Source organism: Rhodococcus sp. H-CA8f, from assembly GCF_002501585.1.
Taxonomy (GTDB): Bacteria; Actinomycetota; Actinomycetes; order Mycobacteriales; family Mycobacteriaceae; genus Rhodococcus_F; species Rhodococcus_F erythropolis.
The window spans coordinates 4,531,612-4,550,971 of the sequence record NZ_CP023720.1 but is presented as its reverse complement, the minus strand read 5'-3'; the positions used below and the strand labels follow the sequence as shown (position 1 = coordinate 4,550,971).

The following is a 19,360-nucleotide window of genomic DNA, read 5'->3' as shown; positions in this document are numbered from 1 at the left end:
CGGTGAATTCAGAGGGGAAGGGCGGTTTCGGACAGACCTTCCGGCGCGTTGCGGCGACGGAACCACTCGGTGCCGAATGCCGCGGCGAGCTGCTCCGTCGGCATTTCGAGGAACGGGCCGAAATCGCCGACCTGCGTCGCGTGTGCGTACATGGCCGCGCGCTTGGACGAGATCACCGAACTGACATCGACGGCGGTGGTGAGTTGGTCTGCCGGAAGCCCGAACGATTCGATGTCCGGCGGCTGCGCCTCTTCGGTCCACTCGGGGTTGGCCTGCATCAGCATCTTCATGTGATCGCGGTTGGTGGACGCCTCGTAGACGAACGGCGTGCCTGCGAGTTCTGCGGCCCGGACGCCGACATGGTGGACCTGGATGTGATCCGGGTGCCCGTATCCGCCGTTGGGGTCGTAGATGGTCAGGACATCGGCGTTCTCTTCACGAAGAACCTCGGCAAGACGCTCGGCGGCCTTCTCGACGTCGACGTTGCAGAACGCTTCCGGATTCTCGTTCTCGGGCGTACCCACCATCCCCGAATCCGGGTAATGCAGGGACACGACGCGATTGGCGCCCAACGCGTCGGTGGACGCCTCGAGTTCACGGCTGCGGCGCTGAGCCAACGTCTCGTATTCGTCCAACAGGCCGTCGGGGAATTCACCGAGAGCACCGTCGGTAGCGGTGACGACTACGACGCGGTGACCTGCGTCGGCGGCCATTCTCATCACGCCACCCGTAGTGAAAACTTCGTCATCGGGATGGGCGTGGAAACACACCAGGACACTCATTCGCGCAATCGTAAGGCAAGTTACCGACAGGTCAACCCGAGCGCACAGTGAAAACGATTTGTCGAGTCGGCCTCGGCTCTGTGAACCTTGTTCAGTGCACGAGAAGCTGACATGAGCGAATCCACCAACAAAGGCCTGCTGAGCGCCTACCGCGAGATCTTTGCCGCCCCCGGTTCGGTCGCATTCTCGGCCGCCGGATTTGTCGCAAGGCTGCCGATCGCCATGATCGGCATCGGAATCGTGACGATGATCTCGCAACTTCGTGGTGACTACGCGCTCGCCGGCGCGCTCGCCGCGGTTTTTGCGCTCTCGTCGGCGATCATCGCGCCCGCGGTCTCACGTGCGGTCGACCGCTTCGGCCAGCGTGCGGTCCTGCCGATTGCCGCAGCCGTGAGCGTCACGGCGATCGGGGCGCTCTTGCTCGCAGTGCGGATGGAAGCTCCCGATTGGCTGCTTTTCGTTCTGGTCGTCCCCGGCGGCGCCACCCCGACGATCGGCGCGATGATCCGCGCCCGGTGGGTGGCGATCTATGTCGGAAAACCTCAGCTGCGCACCGCCTTCGCCTTCGAATCCGTGGTGGACGAACTCTGTTTCGTGGCGGGCCCCGTCATTTCGGTCGGCCTGAGTATCGGGCTCTTTCCCGAGGCCGGACCGCTGGCGGGACTGATTCTGCTGGTCACCGGAACCCTGCTGCTGGTCATACAGCGAGGAACCGAACCGAAGGTGCATCCGCGCCGACCCGGCCGCGGACGGTCGGTTCTCGGTAATCACGTGATGTGGATCGTCATCGTGATCATGGTGATGCTCGGAACGATCTTCGGCGTCATCGACGTCGGCGCCATCGCGTTCACCGAGGAACAGAATTCGCCGGGATCCGCGACGCTGGTCCTCGCGCTGTTCGCCGGCGGCTCGGGAATCGCGGGACTGATCTTCGGGTCGATGCACCCGGCGCGGTCGCTGCGAGGTCAGTTGATGATCGCGTCCTCCGCGGTCGCCGTTCTCAGCGTCCCACTACTCCTGGTCGGAAACGTGGCCGCACTCGCGGGCGCATACGTGTTGGCGGGCGCGACCGTCGCACCGACGCTCATCATCGCGACAGCCCTGGTCGAACAGATCGTCCCCCCGGAAAAGCTCACGGAGGGAATGACCCTGACGGTCACCGGCCTCGGCGTCGGCGTGGCGCTCGGGTCTGCGCTGGCCGGGCAACTGATCGACCGGTACGGCGTCCCGTCGGCGTACATGCTCGCGGTCGGCGCTGCAGTCGCAGCCTCTATCGTGACGGCATGTCTATTCGTGAAGCCGTCAGCGTCGACGGCACGTCCATCGTCTATCGAGTAACCGGAAATTCGGCGGGGACCCCGCTGGTGCTGCTGCACGGCTGGGCTCAGTCGTCGCAGTGCTGGGGCGAGCAGGTCCTCGCGGACCTGGCTGCGGACTACCGCCTGATCGCTGTCGATCTGCGCGGCCACGGATACTCCGATGCTCCCGAAACCGGATACGACGACTCCGCGAACTGGGCCGGCGACGTCGCGGCCGTTCTCGCGGCAGAAGGCGTCGCCGAGAACGCGATACTGCTCGGCTGGTCGTACGGCGGTCTGGTGATCTGCGATTATCTGGCAGCGCACGGAACCGGTGCGGTGGCGGGTGCGGTTCTGGTCGGTGCGATCACCAGCATCGGCCGCGGTGAGAAGGGCGGCAAGGTCGGCTCGGCGATGCGTAGCGCGGTTCCCGGCGCGATGTCCGAAGATCCCCGCGAGGCGATCAGGGCACTCGGCGCTTTCGGCAACGCTCTCACCGGCCCACCCGAGGGCAAGGGTGCAGCGTCGCAGGCCTTGTTCGGGTACAGCCTCTCGACCCGTCCGCGGGTACGAGCAGCATTGTTCAACCGTGCTGTCGGTCACGACGACTTGCTGCGCAACCTGGATATCCCCGTTCTCGTTCTGCACGGAACCGAGGACTCCGTCGTCGACGTGAGTGCAGGTAAGCACGCCGAGGAACTGATTCCCAAGTCCCAGGCGTCGTACTGGGAAGGCTGCAATCACGGCCCGTTCGTGGAGGATCCGACACGATTCGTGTCCGAAGTGCGAACCTTCATCTCGAGCCTCGGTTAGAGTTCGCGCCCGGTGAGGGGGCAGTATGGAGTCGTGACGCCCATGCACATTTCGCGCCCTCGCCGGGTGGCCGTTCTCTCGGTCCACACCTCGCCATTGGCGCAACCCGGCACCGGTGACGCGGGTGGGATGAACGTCTACGTTCTGCAATCCGCGATTCAGCTCGCCAAACGTGGCGTCGAGGTGGAGATATTCACCCGCGCGACGTCCTCGGCCGACGCACCCGTGGTGGACGCCGCTCCCGGAGTGCGGGTTCGGAACATTGCAGCTGGTCCCTTCGAAGGGCTGGACAAGGCGGATCTGCCGACTCAACTGTGTGCCTTCGTCGCGGGCGTTCTACGGGAGGAAGCGCGACACGAGCCCGGGTACTACAGCCTGATCCACTCGCACTACTGGTTGTCCGGGCAGGTCGGCTGGCTGGCTCGCGACCGTTGGGGCGTTCCCCTCGTACACACTGCACACACCCTCGCGGCGGTGAAGAATCTTTCGCTTGCCGAGGGAGACACCCCGGAGCCGGCAGCACGTCAGATCGGCGAGCAGCAAGTAGTCGCCGAGTCCGATCGCCTGGTCGCCAACACCACCGACGAAGCCAAGGCGCTGCACGAGTTGTACGGCGCAGATCCCACGCGTATCGACGTCGTGGCTCCCGGCGCCGATCTCACCCGCTATCGACCGGGCGATCGCGATTCAGCCCGCGCGTCGTTGGGGTTGGACCCGGGCGAGATCGTCGTGACTTTCGTCGGCCGCATCCAACCGCTCAAAGCGCCGGACGTTCTGCTGCGTGCTGCAGCCGAAGTGATCAGCCGCAGGCCCGGGTTGCCGCTGCGCATCCTCGTCGTCGGTGGCCCGTCCGGAACTGGTCTCGCGCGGCCGGACGTGCTGATCGAACTTGCACGATCACTCGGTATCACCGCGCAGGTGACGTTCTTGCCACCGCAGGCACCGGAGCGTCTCGCCGATGTCTACCGTGCCTCGGATCTGGTTGCGGTGCCGAGCTATTCGGAGTCCTTCGGGTTGGTCGCCATCGAAGCTCAAGCCTGCGGAACTCCCGTGATCGCCGCCGACGTCGGCGGACTGGGAGTAGCCGTACGCAACGGGGAGACAGGCCTGCTGGTTCAAGGACACCGCACCGAAGACTGGGCCGGCGCCCTCGAATCTTTGGTGACAGCGCCGACGCGCTTGGCCGAACTCGCCGCGCAGGCACCGCGTCACGCCGAGAATTTCTCGTGGGAACACACCGCGGACGGTTTGCTCGAGAGCTATCGCAAAGCCGCAGTCAACTACAACAACGGAACCGGTCCAAGCGACTTCTCGCCCCGCCGTGCGCGGGGTCTGTGGCGTCTGCGCCGGACCGGGGGAGTGCGTACATGAGCAGCATTTCGGACACCATCGAGCAGGCCCTCACCGAGCGCGAACTCGAATTCACCAGAAAAGACGACGCGCATTTCATCGTCGAACTTCCCGGTGAACACAAACTCAAGACGTCGACTCTGCTCACCGTCGGCAATCACGGTGTGCGGGTCGAGGCCTTCGTGTGCCGCAAGGTGGACGAGAACTTCGAAGGCGTCTACAAGTTCCTGCTCAAGCGCAACCGCCGTCTGTACGGGGTGGCGTACACACTCGACAAGGTCGGGGACATCTACCTGGTCGGCAAGATCGCGGAGCATGCCGTGACCGGCGATGAACTCGACCGAGTGCTCGGTCAGGTTCTCGAAGCCGCCGACGGCGATTTCAACGTCATCCTCGAACTCGGCTTTTCCTCTTCCATCAAGCGTGAGTGGGCGTGGCGGGTGTCGCGAGGCGAGTCGCTGGCGAATCTCGAACCGTTCAAGCACCTCATCGAGGAAGAGCCCGCGCAGAGCTGATCGAGCGGGGTGAGACACATCGCGGATGTGTCACGTAAAGTGGCCTTTACTTGTGACTGTCGTCACGGAATAATACTGTTCCCGTGAGTCACAGTAAGTTGGTCACACCACCCCGCCGCGCAACTTTTCGAGGAGCACAGTGAGCTTCAAGAGTCCGTTCCCCGACGTTGAAATCCCCAACCTCAGCGTCTACGACTTCCTGTTCGGAAATACCGACCCCGCAGACCTCGACAAGACGGCATTCGTCGAGGGCAGTTCGGGCGCAGTCACCACATACGCTTCGCTGATCGCACAGATCAACGGCGTTGCAGGCGCTCTCGCAGCGCGCGGACTCGCCGTCGGCGACGTGGTCGGGCTGCATTCGCCCAACGTCCCGGCCTTCGGTTCCGTCTTCCACGGCATCCTTCGTGCCGGTGGCGTCGCGACCACGATCAACGCGCTCTACACCGCCGAGGACATCGCCAAGCAGCTCACCGATTCCAAGGCCAAGTTCCTCTTCACCGTCTCGCCGCTCCTGCCGCAGGCAAAGGCAGCTGCTGACCTGGTCGGTATCCCGGCAGAGAACGTCTTCGTGCTCGACGGTGCCGAAGGCCATCTGTCGCTGCGAGATCTGCTCGGCGAGGGCGCAGCGGCGCCCGAGGTCTCCTTCGATCCGGCCACCCAGCTCGCGGTGCTGCCGTACTCGTCTGGCACCACCGGCCGACCCAAGGGGGTCATGCTCACCCATCGGAACCTCGTGGCCAACGTCTGCCAGATCATTCCGCGGATGGGCATCGAGACCGACGACAAGATTCTCGCGGTCCTGCCGTTCTTCCACATCTACGGCATGACTGTCCTGCTCAACGCTGCGCTCTACCGCCGCGCGAGCCTCATCACGATGCCGAAGTTCGATCTCGTCGAGTTCCTGCGGATCGTCGCCGAGCAGAAGTCGACGTACATCTTCGTCGCACCGCCCGTTGCCGTCGCGCTGGCAAAGCACCCGCTCGTCGATCAGTACGACCTCTCGAGCGTGCACACCATCTTCTCCGGTGCGGCCCCGCTCGACGCGGCGCTCGGCAAGGCCGTCGCCGACCGGTTGAACTGCCACGTCCGCCAGGGCTACGGCATGTCCGAGATGAGCCCGGTCTCGCACGCGATCCCCTTCGATCGTGACGACATCGCCCTCGACACGTGCGGTCCGACCATCGCCAACATGGAATGCAAGCTCGTCGACCCCGGAACGGGCGAAGAGGTCGCGTACCCGGCTCTCGGCTCGGACGGCGTCAGCGAGCCCGGCGAACTGTGGTGCAAGGGCCCGAACATCATGCTCGGCTACCTCGGCAACGACCAGGCCACCAAGGACACCCTCGACGACGACGGTTACCTGCACACCGGTGACATTGCGACCGTCGACGGCGACGGCGTCGTCAAGATCGTCGACCGCCTCAAGGAACTGATCAAGTACAAGGGCTACCAGGTTCCCCCGGCGGAACTCGAGGCCTTGCTGCTGACCCACCCGCAGATCGCCGACGCCGCCGTGATCGGCGTGCTCGACGCCGAGGGCGAAGAGGTCCCGAAGGCATTCGTCGTGCTCCAGGGCGGCGCCGAGTTGACCGAAGCCGATGTGATCTCGTTCGTCGCCGAGCGAGTCTCGCCGCACAAGAAGGTTCGCCAGGTTTCGTTCATCAGCACCGTGCCGAAATCCGCGGCCGGAAAGATCCTCCGCAAGGATCTGCGAACTGCGGAAGTAGCCCCGAGCTGATTTCCGGACAGGGTTGATCAAGAAGGGTTCCGGTACTCGTGCCAGGATGAACGCCATGAGTATCGGAACCCTGGTCCTGCTCCGCCACGGCGAGAGCGAATGGAATGCACTCAATCTGTTCACCGGCTGGGTGGACGTACACCTGACAGACAAGGGCATGGCCGAGGGCAAGCGCGCCGGCGAACTGCTCGCCGAGCACAACCTGTTGCCCGACGTTCTCTACACGTCTCTGCTGCGCCGCGCGATCAGCACGGCCAACCTCGCACTCGACGCCGCCGATCGCCACTGGATCCCGGTAGTGCGCGACTGGCGTCTCAACGAGCGCCACTACGGCGCTCTGCAGGGCAAGAACAAGGCGCAGACCAAGGAAGAGTACGGAAACGAGCAGTTCATGCTCTGGCGTCGTAGCTACGACACCCCGCCGCCCGCCATCGAAGCCGGCAGCGAGTACAGCCAGGACACCGATCCTCGGTACGCGAACCTCGACGAGGTTCCCTTGACCGAGTGCCTGCTCGACGTCGTCAAGCGTCTGATCCCGTACTGGGAGGACACCATCTCCCAGGAGCTGCTCGCCGGCCGGAACGTGCTGGTCACCGCACACGGCAACTCGCTGCGTGCATTGGTCAAGCACCTCGACGGCATCTCGGACGAGGACATCGCGGGCCTGAACATCCCGACCGGAATCCCGCTGCGTTACGACCTCGACGAGAACCTGAAGCCGCTCAATCCCGGCGGCACCTACCTGGATCCGGAGGCCGCAGCTGCCGGCGCCGCCGCGGTGGCGAATCAGGGCGGAAAGTAGCAACCCGATGATGTGCGTCGAGGCCCCCCGAACAGTGTTTTCGGGGGGCCTCGGCCAACAACAGATGAACGAAGAACCAACGCCGTCCACCTGGCGGATTACGCGGGCGGGAACGTCCGAACCCGCCGTAACCGACACTTCGCGCGAACGTACGATTGCGCCGTGAGTGTCGTGATTGCAGTGCTGCTGGTCGTGGTCGCCGGCTTGGTCGGCTACCTCGTCGGCGGGGTGCTGGTACCCAGGCTGTCGTCGCGCCAGAGTCAGCGCTCGGACGAACAGACCGGGCTCACGATGTCTCAGGTTCTCGACCTCATCGTGTTGGCTTCGGAAAGCGGTATCGCCGTCGTCGACGGTTTCCACGACGTCGTGCTCTTCAACCCTCGCGCCGAGGAACTCGGCCTCGTCAAGAATCGTCTGGTCGACGAGCGAGCTTGGCGGGCTGCTCAGGAAGTTCTGCGGACGGGCCAAGCCGTCGAGGTCGATCTGACGGCGCAGACCGCTCAGCGCGGCCGCGACAAGATCGCGGTACGTGGCACGGCCCGGTTGCTCAGCAAGGACGATCGCAATTTCGTGGTCCTGTTCGCCGATGACGATTCCGAGCAGGTCCGCATGGAGGCGACGCGACGCGATTTCGTCGCGAACGTCAGCCACGAACTCAAGACGCCGGTCGGCGCGATGAGTTTGCTCGCGGAGGCACTGCTCGAATCTGCTGACGACCCGGAATCGGTGCGGCACTTCGGCGAACGGGTGCTGGGCGAGTCGATTCGTCTGGGCAAGATGGTCACCGAGTTGATCGCACTCTCGCGCCTCCAGGGCGCCGAGAAGCTGCCGGATCTCGACGTGGTCGACGTCGACACCGTGGTGTCCGAGGCACTGTCGAGGTCGAATCTGTCGGCCGAGGCCGCCGGGATCACCGTCACCACCGACCATCCGAGTGGGCTGGAAGTACTCGGGGATCAGACTCTCCTCGTCACAGCATTGTCCAACCTCATCGAGAACGCTATTGCTTACTCGCCCAAGGGTTCTCCGGTGTCCGTCAGTCGGTCGGTACGCGGCGACAACGTCGCGATCGCAGTCACCGACCGAGGAGAAGGCATCGCGAAAGCGGACCAGGAGCGAGTGTTCGAGAGATTCTTCCGCGTGGACAAGGCGCGGTCACGGCAGACCGGCGGAACCGGTCTGGGGCTGGCGATCGTCAAACACGTCGCGGCCAATCACAACGGCTCCATCGAACTGTGGAGCAAACCGGGAACAGGGTCTACCTTCACGTTGCAGATACCGGCACACGTGGAGTCGGACGACGACATCGACTCTGACGACGCGGGAACCGCCGGTTCCACGCGGATCGGCAGACGAGAACAAGGCAGTAGAGAAAACGGCATGGAGGCCAAACGATGACGAGTGTGCTGATCGTGGAGGACGAGGAGTCCTTGGCGGACCCGCTGGCGTTCCTGCTCCGCAAGGAGGGCTTCGAGACCACCATCGTCAACGACGGACCGTCGGCGTTGGCGGAATTCGATCGCTCCGGAGCGGACATCGTCCTGCTCGACCTCATGCTGCCCGGCATGAGTGGCACCGACGTCTGCAAGGCGCTGCGGTCGCGCTCCGGCGTTCCCGTCATCATGGTGACGGCGCGTGACAGTGAGATCGACAAGGTCGTCGGCCTCGAACTCGGTGCGGACGACTATGTGACCAAACCGTATTCGGCGCGCGAGCTGATCGCCCGCATCCGTGCGGTGCTGCGCCGCGGGGTGGAGAACGAGGCGGATCTCGCCTCCGACAACGGGGTGCTCGAGGCCGGACCGGTGCGGATGGACGTCGAGCGCCACGTCGTACAGGTTGCCGGTAACCCGGTGACGTTGCCGCTCAAGGAGTTCGACCTCCTCGAGTACCTGCTCCGCAACTCCGGCCGGGTGTTGACCCGTGGACAGTTGATCGACCGCGTCTGGGGCGCCGACTACGTCGGTGACACCAAAACCCTTGACGTACACGTGAAGCGGTTGCGTTCGAAGATCGAATCGGATCCGGCCAAGCCCGAACACCTGGTCACGGTCCGAGGATTGGGCTACAAGCTCGAAGCGTGATCGAACCTCGAGACGAATTCAGCCGCTCACACGATCGTGTGAGCGGCTGAATTCTTATTGTTTACGTGGAGTCAGCCCTGAGCTTTGTTCTGAGCGATCGTGGTCGCCGGATGGACTGCTATGAGGCCGAGGCCGGCGCGACGCCTGCAGAGGCGAGCCAGCTCGTCGTACGCACGCTTTCCGAGAAGCTCTGTCAGTTCCGGCCCGTAGGACTGCCAGACCTGCCGCTCCCCGACATGAGCGTCGGGGGAGCCGGAGCAGTACCAGGCGAGGTCGTCGCCGCCCTCACCCCAGCCGCGGCGGTCGTACTCGGTGATCGTGGTCTTGAGGATCTGAACGCCGTCCGGCCGGTCGACCCAGTCCTGGGTGCGGCGGATGGGTAGCTGCCAGCACACGTCCGGCTTCACCTCGAGCGGCTCGATGCCCTTCTTGAGCGCCATGGAATGCAGTGCGCAGCCCTCGCCGCCGGCAAAACCCGGCCGGTTGAGGAAGATGCATGCACCTTTGTAGCGGCGGGTGCGCAGCGCGGGCTCGTCCTCGAGGTCGTCTTCTTCGACGTAGCCCTTCTTGCCGAGACCCTTTTCCATGAACTGCCAGTCTTCGGCTGTGAGCATTTTCACTGACGCATCGAGCTTGTCCTGATCCTCCTGATCGGAGAGGAAAGCGCCGTGCGAGCAGCAGCCGTCGTCCGGGCGGTCGCCGATGATGCCCTGACACGCCGGCGTGCCGAACACGCAGGTCCAATGCGAGAGCAACCACGTCATATCAGCGGAAATGAGGTGCTCGGAGTTGTCCGGATCGACAAATTCGACCCATTCGCGCGGGAAATCGAGATCGACCTCGGGGCTCGGAGTCATCTTGTGGGACCGGTCTGGGTTACCTGCTGTCACAAGGGCCGACGGTAGACCCAGTAACGTGGCGATGTGCGACTAGGGGTACTCGACGTCGGAAGCAATACCGTCCATCTATTGGTTGTGGACGCCCATCGGGGCGGCCACCCAACACCCATGAGCTCGACCAAGTCCACGTTGAGGCTGGCAGAAAACACTGACGACCGCGGCGATATCACCACGTCAGGGGCCGATCGCTTGGTGTCGACGGTCTCCGAATTCGCCGGTATCGCCAAGACGTCCGGATGCGAGGAAATGATGGCTTTTGCCACTTCCGCCGTCCGTGACGCCAACAATTCCGAAGCTGTGCTCGCCCGCGTCCGCGCCGAGACCGGAGTAAATCTCGAGGTTCTCTCCGGGGTCGACGAAGCCCGCCTGACCTTTCTGGCCGTGCGCCGCTGGTACGGCTGGAGCGCCGGACGCATCCTGAACCTGGACATCGGCGGCGGCTCGCTCGAACTCACCGCAGGCGGTGACGAGGATCCGGACGTCGCCTTCTCACTGCAACTCGGTGCGGGACGGTTGACGCGCGACTGGCTACAGGCTGATCCGCCGGGCAAGCGCCGGGTCGCTGTATTGCGCGACTGGCTGGACGCGGAGTTGGTCGGACCAGCCAAGGAACTGCGCGCCGCCGGCGACTGGGACCGCACGGTCGGGACCTCGAAGACCTTCCGATCGTTGGCTCGGCTCACCGGCGCGGCCCCTTCTGCCGCAGGCCCCCGGGCAAAACGGACCCTGACTTCCAGCGGACTCAGGCAACTCATAGCCTTCATATCCAGGATGACGGCAGCGGACCGTGCAGAATTGGAAGGAGTGAGCTCGGATCGGTCACAGCAGATTGTGGCCGGCGCGCTCATCGCAGAGGCAACCATGCGGGCGCTCGGAGTGGACGAACTGGAAATTTGTCCCTGGGCACTGCGTGAGGGTCTGATTCTGCGAAAGCTCGACACAGAAATGGGCGGTGAATTGGTGGTGAGTGCTTGATGACCGAGGACAGTCAGCAGATTTCCGTAGCGGAACTGCTCAAGCGGAACGGTCAGAGCGTCGAATCCCGAGGTGGACGACGCCGGCGCGGCGTAGCCGGTGGCATCTCCGTCGCCGAACTGACGGGTGAGATCCCGATCGTTCGCCAGTCGGGATCGCGCGCGGCCGCCGAGCCAGAGTCGGACGAACCAGCAGCCCAGCCTGAAGCAGCTGCGCCAGAAAGCGCTGCATCTTCTGAACCAGCCCAGGCTGTCGCGGAAACTGCCAAGTCAGCCGAACCGGCACCGAAGGTTCCCGCCGACCGCACCGCAGCCTTCGCCGTCTCGTTCGACGACGACGATGACGATGACGAGCCGCAGGCACCCAAGGCCGAATCGAAGCCGGTTGCCACACCGCCGGTGACCACTCCGAAGCCGACTTCCACGCCATCGCCGGGACAGACCTCGAAGTCCTCGCCCGGACAGTGGGTGAGCCGGGCGCCGCTCAACTCCTCGTCACCGACGCAGGTAACGCAGGAACCAGCACTGCTGTCGGGTCAGACCCTGGCGGGCGATCTGATGCGTCAGGAGCGCGCCGCAACCCAGTCGCCGTCGTTGCGTCCGCCGATCCTGCCGCCGCGTGTCCCCACTCCTGTCGTGAAGGCACCTGCACCGACTGCTCCTGCTCCGGCCGCGCCGGAAGAGAGCACCGAACTGATCGACAAGATCGCAGACGCGGATGCCGGCGAGGCCGAATCGACCGCCGTGGTCGATCTGGTCAAGGCGCCGGCAGTCGATGACGGTGCAAAAAAGTCCAGTGCCGTCGCGGAGTCCGATGTCGAAGCCGAACCGGCAGCGGAAGAGGCAGGCGAGCGTAACTCGATCCGTGAATGGGCAGTGCTTGCCGGTCAGGTGGTTGTTGCACTGATCGTCGGCGGCGCGATGTTCAAGGGCTTCGAGAAGCTGTGGGACATGCTGCCGTGGGTGGCGTTGGTGCTCGCGCTGATCGTGATCGTCGGCTTGGTGGCCGTCGTGCGGGTTCTGCGCAAGACGGACGACATCACGAGTTTCGTGATCGCGGTGGTCGTCGGCATGATCGTGACGCTCGGTCCACTGGCGTTCTTGTTGACCTCGGGTTGATCGGACGATGATCGGGGGATCGCAGCGCATGGTTCGTCGGCCGATCGCTGTCGGCTTGTCGACGGCTTCGGTATATCCGGAGAACACGGAAGCAGCATTTCGCTACGCCGCTGATCTCGGATACGACGGTGTCGAACTGATGGTGTGGGCCGAATCCGTGAGTCAGGACATCGGTGCTGTGGCTGCCCTCGTTCGCAAGTATGCGATTCCGGTGCAGGCCGTGCATGCGCCGTGTCTGCTGATTTCGCAGCGCGTGTGGGGTTCCGATCCGGTCGAGAAGCTCGAGCGTTCGGTACGCACTGCCGAAACCTTGGGAGCGACGACGGTGGTCGTCCACCCGCCGTTCCGGTGGCAGCGCAAGTACGCCGAAGGCTTCGCGGAACAGGTTGTCGATCTCGAATCGAAGAGCAGCGTCGTGGTGGCGGTGGAGAACATGTTCCCCATGCGCGCCGACAGCTTCTTCGGCGGCAAGGACAAGTCCGCGGAGCGTCTGCGTAAACGTGGTGGTCCGGGGGCAGCGTTGTCCGCGTTCAGTCCGTCGTACGACCCGACCGATTCCGATCACGCTCACTACACACTCGACCTGTCGCACACCGCGACGGCGGGCATGGATGCCTTGGAGTTGGCCTCCCGTATGGGCAAGGGGCTCGAGCACCTGCACCTGGCCGACGGTCGCGGGGCGTCGATGGACGAGCACCTGATTCCGGGGCATGGCTCACAGCCGTGCGCGGAGTTGTGTCAGCAATTGGCTGCGAGCGAATTCAGCGGCCAGGCTGTCATCGAGATCAACACGCAGAACGCGCGCACCCGGCGGGAGCGGTCGTCGATGCTGGCGCAGGCGCTCGCGTTTGCACGCGAGCACCTGGCACGCTCAGCGGTGGCCGGCAAGTAGCGCAGCTTCGAACTGCGCGCGTACCTTCTCGACGTGTGCGTCGAGGTCTTTGGTCTCCCAGCCTTCGGTCGAGATGGGATCGAGCACCGAGACGTAGACCGGGCCTGGATGGGCGACAAGCGAATTGCGCCACATCCGTTCACCCGCGTTGTGAATCACCACGGGCACGATCGGCACACCGGCTTGGATCGCCAAGTGGAATCCGCCCTTCTTGAAAGGGCCCAGGCGTGGCGTCGGAGAACGGGTGCCCTCCGGAGCTATGACTATCGAGACACCATTCTTGAGCTTGTCGACTGCCGGTTGCAGTGCAGCCTTCGCTTTTGTGGTGTCGGTGCGGTCGATGTACGCGACGTCGAGCAGTGCGCCGACGGGCATGAACCGCGGATCGCTTGCCGCTTCCTTCTTCGCGACCCCGGTCACGTCACGCTTGATCACAGTTCCCAGGACCAACATGTCCAGGGAACTCTGATGGTTGAACATGAACACCGCCGGGCGGTGGTCCCACACGTTGTGCTCGCCGTCGATCTCGACGTCGATGCCGAGCAGTGAGAGCGAGATGTCGGGGCCGTAGGTGCCGACCAGGTTCGCACCCAGTTGACGGTTGCCGGTGACGATGCCCGCCGACGCGCCGAGGGCGGCGGTGGCAGCAAGCGCACCCATGGCGGTTGCCGTTCGGATCGTCGAGATCGGTGTTGCGCCGCGTTGCGGTTTACGCAGGCTGACCGAAGGCCAGTGATTGCGCAACGCGATCCTGGCCAGACCACGATCGGGATTCAACGCGACAGGTCGCCCGACGGCCTCGAGCATGAAGACGTCTTCGACACCGTTGGAGTACGCAAACGCGTTCTTCAAGTCGGCGCCCATCTTCTCGGCATAGCCCGCAAGGGCATTGGCCTTGGCCGGCCCCCACAGAGCGGGCGAGGACAGTTCGCCGGTGAGCATGCCGTCGACGACTTCGGGTTCGGTGCACAGCACGTCTTCGATGTCGAGATCTTCGGCGACGTACTTGGCCTGGAACGGAGTCGCCGACGTGGCCATCACGATCGTGTGGCCGGCTCGCCGGTGCGCCGCCAGTAGCCCACGGGCTTCCGGGTAGATCATCGCGGCGATCTCCTGCTTGAACAGCCGCCGCCCCCAGTCGTTGAGTTCCTCGACGGTACGGCCGCCCAGGGCGCGAACGCCGATGTCCATCAGCGCTCCGACATCAGCGCCACGGAACTGGGTGTCGATCGCGGCGCCGGTGGTGCGCAACAATTCGCCGACGCTGATATCCAAGCGTCGCAGGCGGTCTCGGTACACAACGCTGGCTGAGTACCCGCTGATCAACGTGCCGTCGAGGTCGAAGGCGGCGATCGTTCCGGGCCCGGGAGGCGCGGCTTCGATGGCGGAGTGCAGACGCTCGAGTCCGGTCACAGTCCTACTTCCTCGTTCTCGGCGGGCGCTCGGTTTGCTTCTGGAATGGTCACTACTGCTGCGGCGTCGGGCACGGGCATTGCCACCTGATCGAGCCGTGCGTGCGCGAGTGCTCGGATATGGCGCAGACGTTCGACCTGGACCTTGATCTCCGCGGCAAACGCCAGGCGCCTGGCCCGGACTCCGTCGTCGTCGACTTCGATCAAGTTACGGTTGCGCGCCAAATTCAGTGCAGTGGCGAACAACTCACCGGAGACCGATTCGTTGCTGGCGATCTGCTGCCGCAGGCGACGCTGATGTGCGACGTCGATGCAGTTGCTGATGAAGGACTTTTCGTCGAACGACGTCGAAATCGGCGCGAGCACAAGCTGATCGGCGACAACCTGGTACGCCTCGAGGAACGGTTGCAGCACTCGGTGCGCGAGGTACGGCCGCACCGTCTCGATCATGTGCTCGGTTCGTTTGTCGGCGGCCATGACGGTTTCCCACTCGGGATCGATCAGGGTCAGCTCGGTTCGCATCTCCTGCTCGAACGTGTCCCGGTCGCTGAAGAAGAACTCGAACTTCATCAGGTCGCGGATGCGCTTGGCCTCGGCCCAACCGTCTCCGACGGGATCCTCGAACCGCTCTTCGACGGCTGCCTGGAGCACGAGTTCGGTGATGGCACGCACGACGAGAAAGTGAATTGTGTTGTTGCGGTAGAAGGCAGCAACAAGGTGCTGGTCCTTGCCGAGGTAGAAGACCTGCTCGCCGCCGCGATCGAAGCGCTCGAGCACACCGGAATCGACGTGTGTCTGCAGCGCCTTCTCGATGACACGCGGATCGGACAGTTCGACGTCGCCGGCGATCGGAAGATTTCGCGCGGTGATGTATCCGAACAGCGGCGTGAGAATCGCGGTGAGTTCACGAACTGTCAACGCCCGGTCTTCGATTCCGAGGAACGCCAACATCGCCAGTGAAGACACGGTCACCGGTGTGACCTCGTTGATGCGGTGACACACCTCGATGCCGGCCTTTTGAATGGCGAGGCGCTGATCGGTTTCCTGGCTGAGTGCATCCGCGAGTGAGAGCGGCCGTCCGATGGTCACGTGCGCGACGCCGTTGCGTTTTCCCTGTGCGCGTACGTAACCCACCATCCAGCGCAGGCCTTCCGGTGTCTTCTCGGCGCCGAGTGCCTCGGCAGCCATTGCCCCGACCTCGTAGAGCTGGTCGTAGCTCAGCGCGACGGGGACGAGGTACACGTCGGATGCGCCGCTGACCTGAAAGGCCTTGGTCAGGTAGGTCAGGAGACCGAAGCGCGGTGGGCGTAGTTTCCCGGTACGCCCGCGTCCACCTTCGATGTACCACTCCAGATTGAAGCGTTTGGTGAGCAGGTAGCGCATGTACTCGTGCATCGACCACTTGTAGACCTCGTCGTTGCCGATGCTTCGACGAATGAAGACGGTGCCGCTGCGCTTGAGGATCGAGCCCATGGGCCAGAAGCTGATGTTGAGGCCGCCCATGACGTGATTGAGCGGCAAGCCGTTCGCGATCAATGCCGGACGCAGGACGAGGGGATCGAGGTACGAACGGTGACTGGGGAGGAAGACCAGTGAGTGTTCCTTGTTCAGCTCACGGAGTTCCTCGAAGCGGCTCGTGTCCACGTCCAGCTTGTAGGCGCGAGCGAAGTAGCGGCCCAGGCGATCCCACACCGCGATGGCCTGGCGACTCTGGGTGGCAACCATTTCTTCGAGAGCTTCACGGGCGCGGCGGTCGACTTCGGCGACGGCGATGTTCAACCGGTCGGCCAAAGCCATCACCTCGGTGGTGAACCGGCGGGTGTCGGTGATCTCGTCGACGACGAACCGCGACACCTTGTACTGGCCACCCAGAAGGCCCAATTCGGCGCGCTCGAGTGCGAGGGCGGCCTGCCGCCGGATGAACTCGGGTAGTGAACCGCCACCGCTCTTTTCGAGGCGACGCTCGAGATCGCTCAGTGGTGCTGGTTCACCTTCGATGACCTGGCACCGTGAAGGGTCGGTGCGCAGGGTTCTGCGTTGCGCACCGCGTCCGGGGTGGAGGGGATCGCGCGGTGCCAGCGCATCACGCAGTCGCACCGCGACATTGTGTTTGGTATGGGTGTCCGGAATCCACACCACTCGAAGCGGTGCGAGCATCGGGTCGTCGGTCCGAGCCGCCAGTTCTGCCAGGGTCTTGTCGGTGATGTTCACGGTGACCGGCCGAGCTTCGGATGAGGTTGCCTTGTCGGCAAGCCACTTTCGCAGCACGCCGGCTTCGGCCTCTGTCATGGTTTCGGTGAGGTACACGCGCGGGTTGGTCGTGTTCTCGCTCATGACTCACGCACCTTCCGTTGGGACTCCGAGAGCCACGATCTCGTCCAGGCTCTCCTGCAAGCACTGCATCAGCAGCGCGGGCTTCGTGATCGCGGCGGTGTCGAGATTGATTCCGATACAGCACACCCCGACGTGGGAGACCAGTGTCGCCATCGCCGCGCAACCGGGCGCCGGGCCGAACGGGAACATCCGCTCGATCTTCGCTCCGGCGAGATAGACCGGAACCGGTACGCCGGCGACGTTGCTAGCCTGCAGGTCCAGTCCTGTCGACTGGGACAGATACCAGTTCGCGAGTAGATAATTCGGCAGGCGAGCGAGGATCGGGGCGGCAACGTCGAGAGCGTCCAACGCGGGTTCCTCACGCAGACCCAGAACGATTTCTCGCACCTGCCTGATGCGTTTGGCCGGATCCGTTTCGGCGACCGGGCCGTTGAAGCGAACGGCTGCAAACCGGTTGCCGCCGTTGGCATCCGCGCCCGTGCGCATGCTGATCGGCATACCCATCGGGATGCTCTCGACGGATTGTCCGAAGGCTTCGTGGTAGCGATGGAAGCCGCCGAGCAAAGCGGCGACGTAAGCGTCGTTGAGTGAGCCGCCGGCAGCTTTTGCTCCGGCTTTGAGCTCGGGAACACCCACTTCGAGAGTTCCGAACCACCGTCCGAGACCACGATCGTGGAGCAGAGGGGAACCGGAACGAGCTGGGGGAGTGACGATCTTGCGGAGTGAATTGGCGTACCCGAGGACCTCGGAAGCCGTGCTGAACGGACTCGAGATCGCCGTGGTCGCAACATTGGTGGCGCCGCGAACCAGCTTGGCGATACGGGATGGCGCACGCCGGATCTCGCTGACGACCTCCTCGCCGAATGCGCCTACCGACGACAGGTGCTCCGGAGCCGGCGGTGTGCGGTCGGGCTTGTTCGGAGTGGGATCCGGGCGCCTGCTGTGCAGCAGCGTCATCATCTGGATGCCGCCCATGCCGTCGGTGATGGAGTGGTGAGTCTTGACCACGAACACGGCACGACCGTCGTCGAGACCTTCGATGAGCAGCGCGCTCCACGGCGGCCGAGCCTTGTCGAAAGGTTCGGTCGCAAGGTGACGACACATGCGCAGTGCGTGATCGAAGTCCGCCGGAGCAGGCAGGCGGACGCGTCGTAGGTGGTAGCCGATGTCGAACTCGGGATCAACCGACCACACCGGATTGCCCAGTTGCATCGCCGGTTCCACCGCGCGCATACGAATACGCGGAACCACGTGCGATGCCCACTCGACTGCGTCGAGAAGTCGATCCCAGTCCGGAGCTCGATCGAGAACCTCTACCGCAACGATCGGTGAGCGCAGTTGCGGCTGCGCCTCTTCCATCCGCCACATTCCCGTCTCGAAGTCGGACATCGTGCGGTTTGCCCCCCAGGCAACCGCGGAAAGGTCGACGTCGACCGCGCTCGGAGGAACAAATGGATTGCTGTTGGCCATACGTCAAGAACTCCCTCGGTCTGCGGATCCACCCCGCGCATCTCTGCTTCTAAGTGTGGACCCGTGACAGTGGGCGCGTCCCGGTTTCGGTGTCAGCCGACAGGTGTGACGTTCGTCAGTTAAGGGCTAATCGGACATGCCTGGAAATTCGACCAGCGTTCACGAAGTGACGCCGACGGCTTTCAGAGCTATCTCGCGGTAGAGAACACTGACTTCGCGCGGAGTCTGCGGTCCGTCGAGTCGATACCAGAGGACGACGGACTGACACATGCCCAGCAGTGCGCGGCCCGTTCCGGTGATGTCCGGGACCGTGAACTCACCGCTGTCGACGCCTGCCGTCAAAACGTCGACGAGTAGATTCTCGAGCTTCTTTCGTTTGGCGGCGTAGCTCTTTCGTTCGGCGTCCTCGAGGTACCGCAGTTCGGAATCGAGGAACGCGATATCGGAGCGACTGGTCATGTGCAGAACACACGCCTCGACGAGATTGCCGAACTGTGCCGTCGGTGACGGTCCGGCAGCGTCGACCGCAGCGCTCGCGCGTGCGGTGACGTTCTCGATGCCCGGTTCCATCAGCGCGACGAGAATGCCTTGTTTGTTGCCGTGGTGGTAGTACAGCGTCGGCACTGTGACGCCGGCGCGTTTTGCAATGTCACGAACCGACGCTCCGTGGTAACCGAGTTCGTGGAAGACCTCGAGTGCGGCGGTGAGCAGAGGAGTCAGCGTCAGTGGTTCGACGATGCGCCACTGTTCGTCGGGTTGAGCCCCCGACTGCAAATCCGTCATTCCGCCTGTTCGCTCCGTTCGGAAATTTCTGGTGGTGTGCGCAGAGAAGGTTCAACCCTAGCGCAAGGCGTGTCCTGCCTGCCGATGCTCGG

The 19,360-nt window shown here is 63.9% G+C and carries 17 protein-coding genes; 11 read left to right on the top strand and 6 right to left on the bottom strand.

From position 1 onward, the window contains the following. Positions 1 to 8: 8 nt before the first annotated feature. Entirely contained in the window at positions 9 to 782 is a 774-nt protein-coding gene (locus tag CPI83_RS21110) for a PIG-L family deacetylase (protein WP_019744397.1), read from the bottom strand. A 111-nt stretch (positions 783 to 893) separates the two neighbouring features. On the opposite strand from CPI83_RS21110, the gene CPI83_RS21105 reads away from it, so the two are divergent. The 8 genes from CPI83_RS21105 to CPI83_RS21070 all read left to right on the top strand — a co-directional run bounded on the left by CPI83_RS21105 (position 894) and on the right by CPI83_RS21070 (position 9,385). Beyond that, positions 894 to 2,120 carry an MFS transporter gene (locus tag CPI83_RS21105; RefSeq protein ID WP_069146217.1) on the top strand — a complete coding sequence of 409 codons (1,227 nt, stop codon included), beginning with the start codon at positions 894 to 896 and terminating at the stop codon, positions 2,118 to 2,120. Continuing rightward, complete coding sequence (locus tag CPI83_RS21100; protein WP_029536763.1) at positions 2,066 to 2,893, top strand: alpha/beta hydrolase; 828 nt, start codon at positions 2,066 to 2,068, stop codon at positions 2,891 to 2,893. Before CPI83_RS21105 ends, CPI83_RS21100 begins: the two co-directional genes overlap by 55 nt. Positions 2,894 to 2,935: 42 nt before the next feature. Continuing rightward, complete coding sequence (gene mshA, locus CPI83_RS21095) at positions 2,936 to 4,264, top strand: D-inositol-3-phosphate glycosyltransferase (protein ID WP_019744394.1); 1,329 nt, start codon at positions 2,936 to 2,938, stop codon at positions 4,262 to 4,264. Continuing rightward, the gene (locus CPI83_RS21090; protein WP_003941943.1) at positions 4,261 to 4,758 is read left to right on the top strand and encodes a YbjN domain-containing protein; all 498 of its coding nucleotides are present in this window, start codon (positions 4,261 to 4,263) and stop codon (positions 4,756 to 4,758) included. The genes mshA and CPI83_RS21090 overlap by 4 nt, the downstream gene beginning before the upstream one ends. A 139-nt stretch (positions 4,759 to 4,897) precedes the next feature. Continuing rightward, on the top strand, positions 4,898 to 6,499 hold the full coding sequence (locus CPI83_RS21085; protein WP_019744393.1) for an AMP-binding protein: 1,602 nt from the start codon (positions 4,898 to 4,900) through the stop codon (positions 6,497 to 6,499). A gap of 46 nt (positions 6,500 to 6,545) precedes the next feature. Further along, a complete protein-coding gene (locus CPI83_RS21080; protein WP_003941992.1) occupies positions 6,546 to 7,301 on the top strand; it encodes a phosphoglyceromutase in 756 nt (251 codons plus the stop codon). Between the two features lie 162 nt (positions 7,302 to 7,463). Then, positions 7,464 to 8,699, top strand: a complete 1,236-nt coding sequence (locus CPI83_RS21075; RefSeq protein WP_019744391.1) for an ATP-binding protein — start codon at positions 7,464 to 7,466, stop codon at positions 8,697 to 8,699. After that, complete coding sequence (locus tag CPI83_RS21070; RefSeq protein WP_003942020.1) at positions 8,696 to 9,385, top strand: response regulator transcription factor; 690 nt, start codon at positions 8,696 to 8,698, stop codon at positions 9,383 to 9,385. Before CPI83_RS21075 ends, CPI83_RS21070 begins: the two co-directional genes overlap by 4 nt. A gap of 71 nt (positions 9,386 to 9,456) precedes the next feature. Here CPI83_RS21070 and CPI83_RS21065 read toward each other — a convergent pair whose 3' ends face one another. Next, positions 9,457 to 10,242: a hypothetical protein gene (locus tag CPI83_RS21065; protein WP_003941928.1), complete on the bottom strand. Its 786-nt coding sequence runs from the start codon at positions 10,240 to 10,242 to the stop codon at positions 9,457 to 9,459. Positions 10,243 to 10,308: 66 nt separating this feature from the next. Here CPI83_RS21065 and CPI83_RS21060 point away from each other — a divergent pair, with 66 nt between their 5' ends. Genes CPI83_RS21060 through CPI83_RS21050 form a run of 3 tightly spaced genes read left to right on the top strand, consistent with a single transcriptional unit; the run spans position 10,309 to position 13,269 of the window. Beyond that, positions 10,309 to 11,259 (top strand): Ppx/GppA phosphatase family protein, encoded by a 951-nt coding sequence (locus CPI83_RS21060; RefSeq protein ID WP_003941975.1) that lies wholly within the window; start codon positions 10,309 to 10,311, stop codon positions 11,257 to 11,259. Next, entirely contained in the window at positions 11,259 to 12,377 is a 1,119-nt protein-coding gene (locus CPI83_RS21055) for a hypothetical protein (RefSeq protein WP_097387658.1), read from the top strand. Before CPI83_RS21060 ends, CPI83_RS21055 begins: the two co-directional genes overlap by 1 nt. A gap of 7 nt (positions 12,378 to 12,384) precedes the next feature. Continuing rightward, on the top strand, positions 12,385 to 13,269 hold the full coding sequence (locus CPI83_RS21050; RefSeq protein WP_019744388.1) for a sugar phosphate isomerase/epimerase: 885 nt from the start codon (positions 12,385 to 12,387) through the stop codon (positions 13,267 to 13,269). Here the strand turns inward: CPI83_RS21050 and CPI83_RS21045 are convergent. From CPI83_RS21045 to CPI83_RS21030, 4 genes are all read right to left on the bottom strand, one after another. Then, the gene (locus tag CPI83_RS21045) at positions 13,249 to 14,682 is read right to left on the bottom strand and encodes an HAD-IB family hydrolase (protein ID WP_019744387.1); all 1,434 of its coding nucleotides are present in this window, start codon (positions 14,680 to 14,682) and stop codon (positions 13,249 to 13,251) included. The genes CPI83_RS21050 and CPI83_RS21045 overlap by 21 nt on opposite strands. Beyond that, complete coding sequence (locus CPI83_RS21040) at positions 14,679 to 17,015, bottom strand: glycerol-3-phosphate 1-O-acyltransferase (RefSeq protein ID WP_020906768.1); 2,337 nt, start codon at positions 17,013 to 17,015, stop codon at positions 14,679 to 14,681. The genes CPI83_RS21045 and CPI83_RS21040 overlap by 4 nt, the downstream gene beginning before the upstream one ends. Positions 17,016 to 17,018: 3 nt before the next feature. After that, positions 17,019 to 18,485: a wax ester/triacylglycerol synthase domain-containing protein gene (locus tag CPI83_RS21035; protein WP_041814780.1), complete on the bottom strand. Its 1,467-nt coding sequence runs from the start codon at positions 18,483 to 18,485 to the stop codon at positions 17,019 to 17,021. 159 nt (positions 18,486 to 18,644) lie between these two features. Beyond that, on the bottom strand, positions 18,645 to 19,268 hold the full coding sequence (locus CPI83_RS21030; RefSeq protein ID WP_019744384.1) for a TetR/AcrR family transcriptional regulator: 624 nt from the start codon (positions 19,266 to 19,268) through the stop codon (positions 18,645 to 18,647). Between the last annotated feature and the right edge of the window lie 92 nt (positions 19,269 to 19,360).

Bases quoted from the DNA above. Each gene is read 5' to 3' on its own strand.
- CPI83_RS21110 (WP_019744397.1), bottom strand. From the start codon at position 782: ATGAGTGTCCTGGTGTGTTTCCACGCCCATCCCGATGACGAAGTTTTC.
- CPI83_RS21105 (WP_069146217.1), top strand. From the start codon at position 894: ATGAGCGAATCCACCAACAAAGGCCTGCTGAGCGCCTACCGCGAGATC.
- CPI83_RS21100 (WP_029536763.1), top strand. From the start codon at position 2,066: ATGTCTATTCGTGAAGCCGTCAGCGTCGACGGCACGTCCATCGTCTAT.
- mshA (WP_019744394.1), top strand. From the start codon at position 2,936: ATGCACATTTCGCGCCCTCGCCGGGTGGCCGTTCTCTCGGTCCACACC.
- CPI83_RS21090 (WP_003941943.1), top strand. From the start codon at position 4,261: ATGAGCAGCATTTCGGACACCATCGAGCAGGCCCTCACCGAGCGCGAA.
- CPI83_RS21080 (WP_003941992.1), top strand. From the start codon at position 6,546: ATGAACGCCATGAGTATCGGAACCCTGGTCCTGCTCCGCCACGGCGAG.
- CPI83_RS21070 (WP_003942020.1), top strand. From the start codon at position 8,696: ATGACGAGTGTGCTGATCGTGGAGGACGAGGAGTCCTTGGCGGACCCG.
- CPI83_RS21065 (WP_003941928.1), bottom strand. From the start codon at position 10,242: ATGACTCCGAGCCCCGAGGTCGATCTCGATTTCCCGCGCGAATGGGTC.
- CPI83_RS21055 (WP_097387658.1), top strand. From the start codon at position 11,259: ATGACCGAGGACAGTCAGCAGATTTCCGTAGCGGAACTGCTCAAGCGG.
- CPI83_RS21050 (WP_019744388.1), top strand. From the start codon at position 12,385: ATGATCGGGGGATCGCAGCGCATGGTTCGTCGGCCGATCGCTGTCGGC.
- CPI83_RS21040 (WP_020906768.1), bottom strand. From the start codon at position 17,015: ATGAGCGAGAACACGACCAACCCGCGCGTGTACCTCACCGAAACCATG.
- CPI83_RS21035 (WP_041814780.1), bottom strand. From the start codon at position 18,485: ATGGCCAACAGCAATCCATTTGTTCCTCCGAGCGCGGTCGACGTCGAC.
- CPI83_RS21030 (WP_019744384.1), bottom strand. From the start codon at position 19,268: ATGACGGATTTGCAGTCGGGGGCTCAACCCGACGAACAGTGGCGCATC.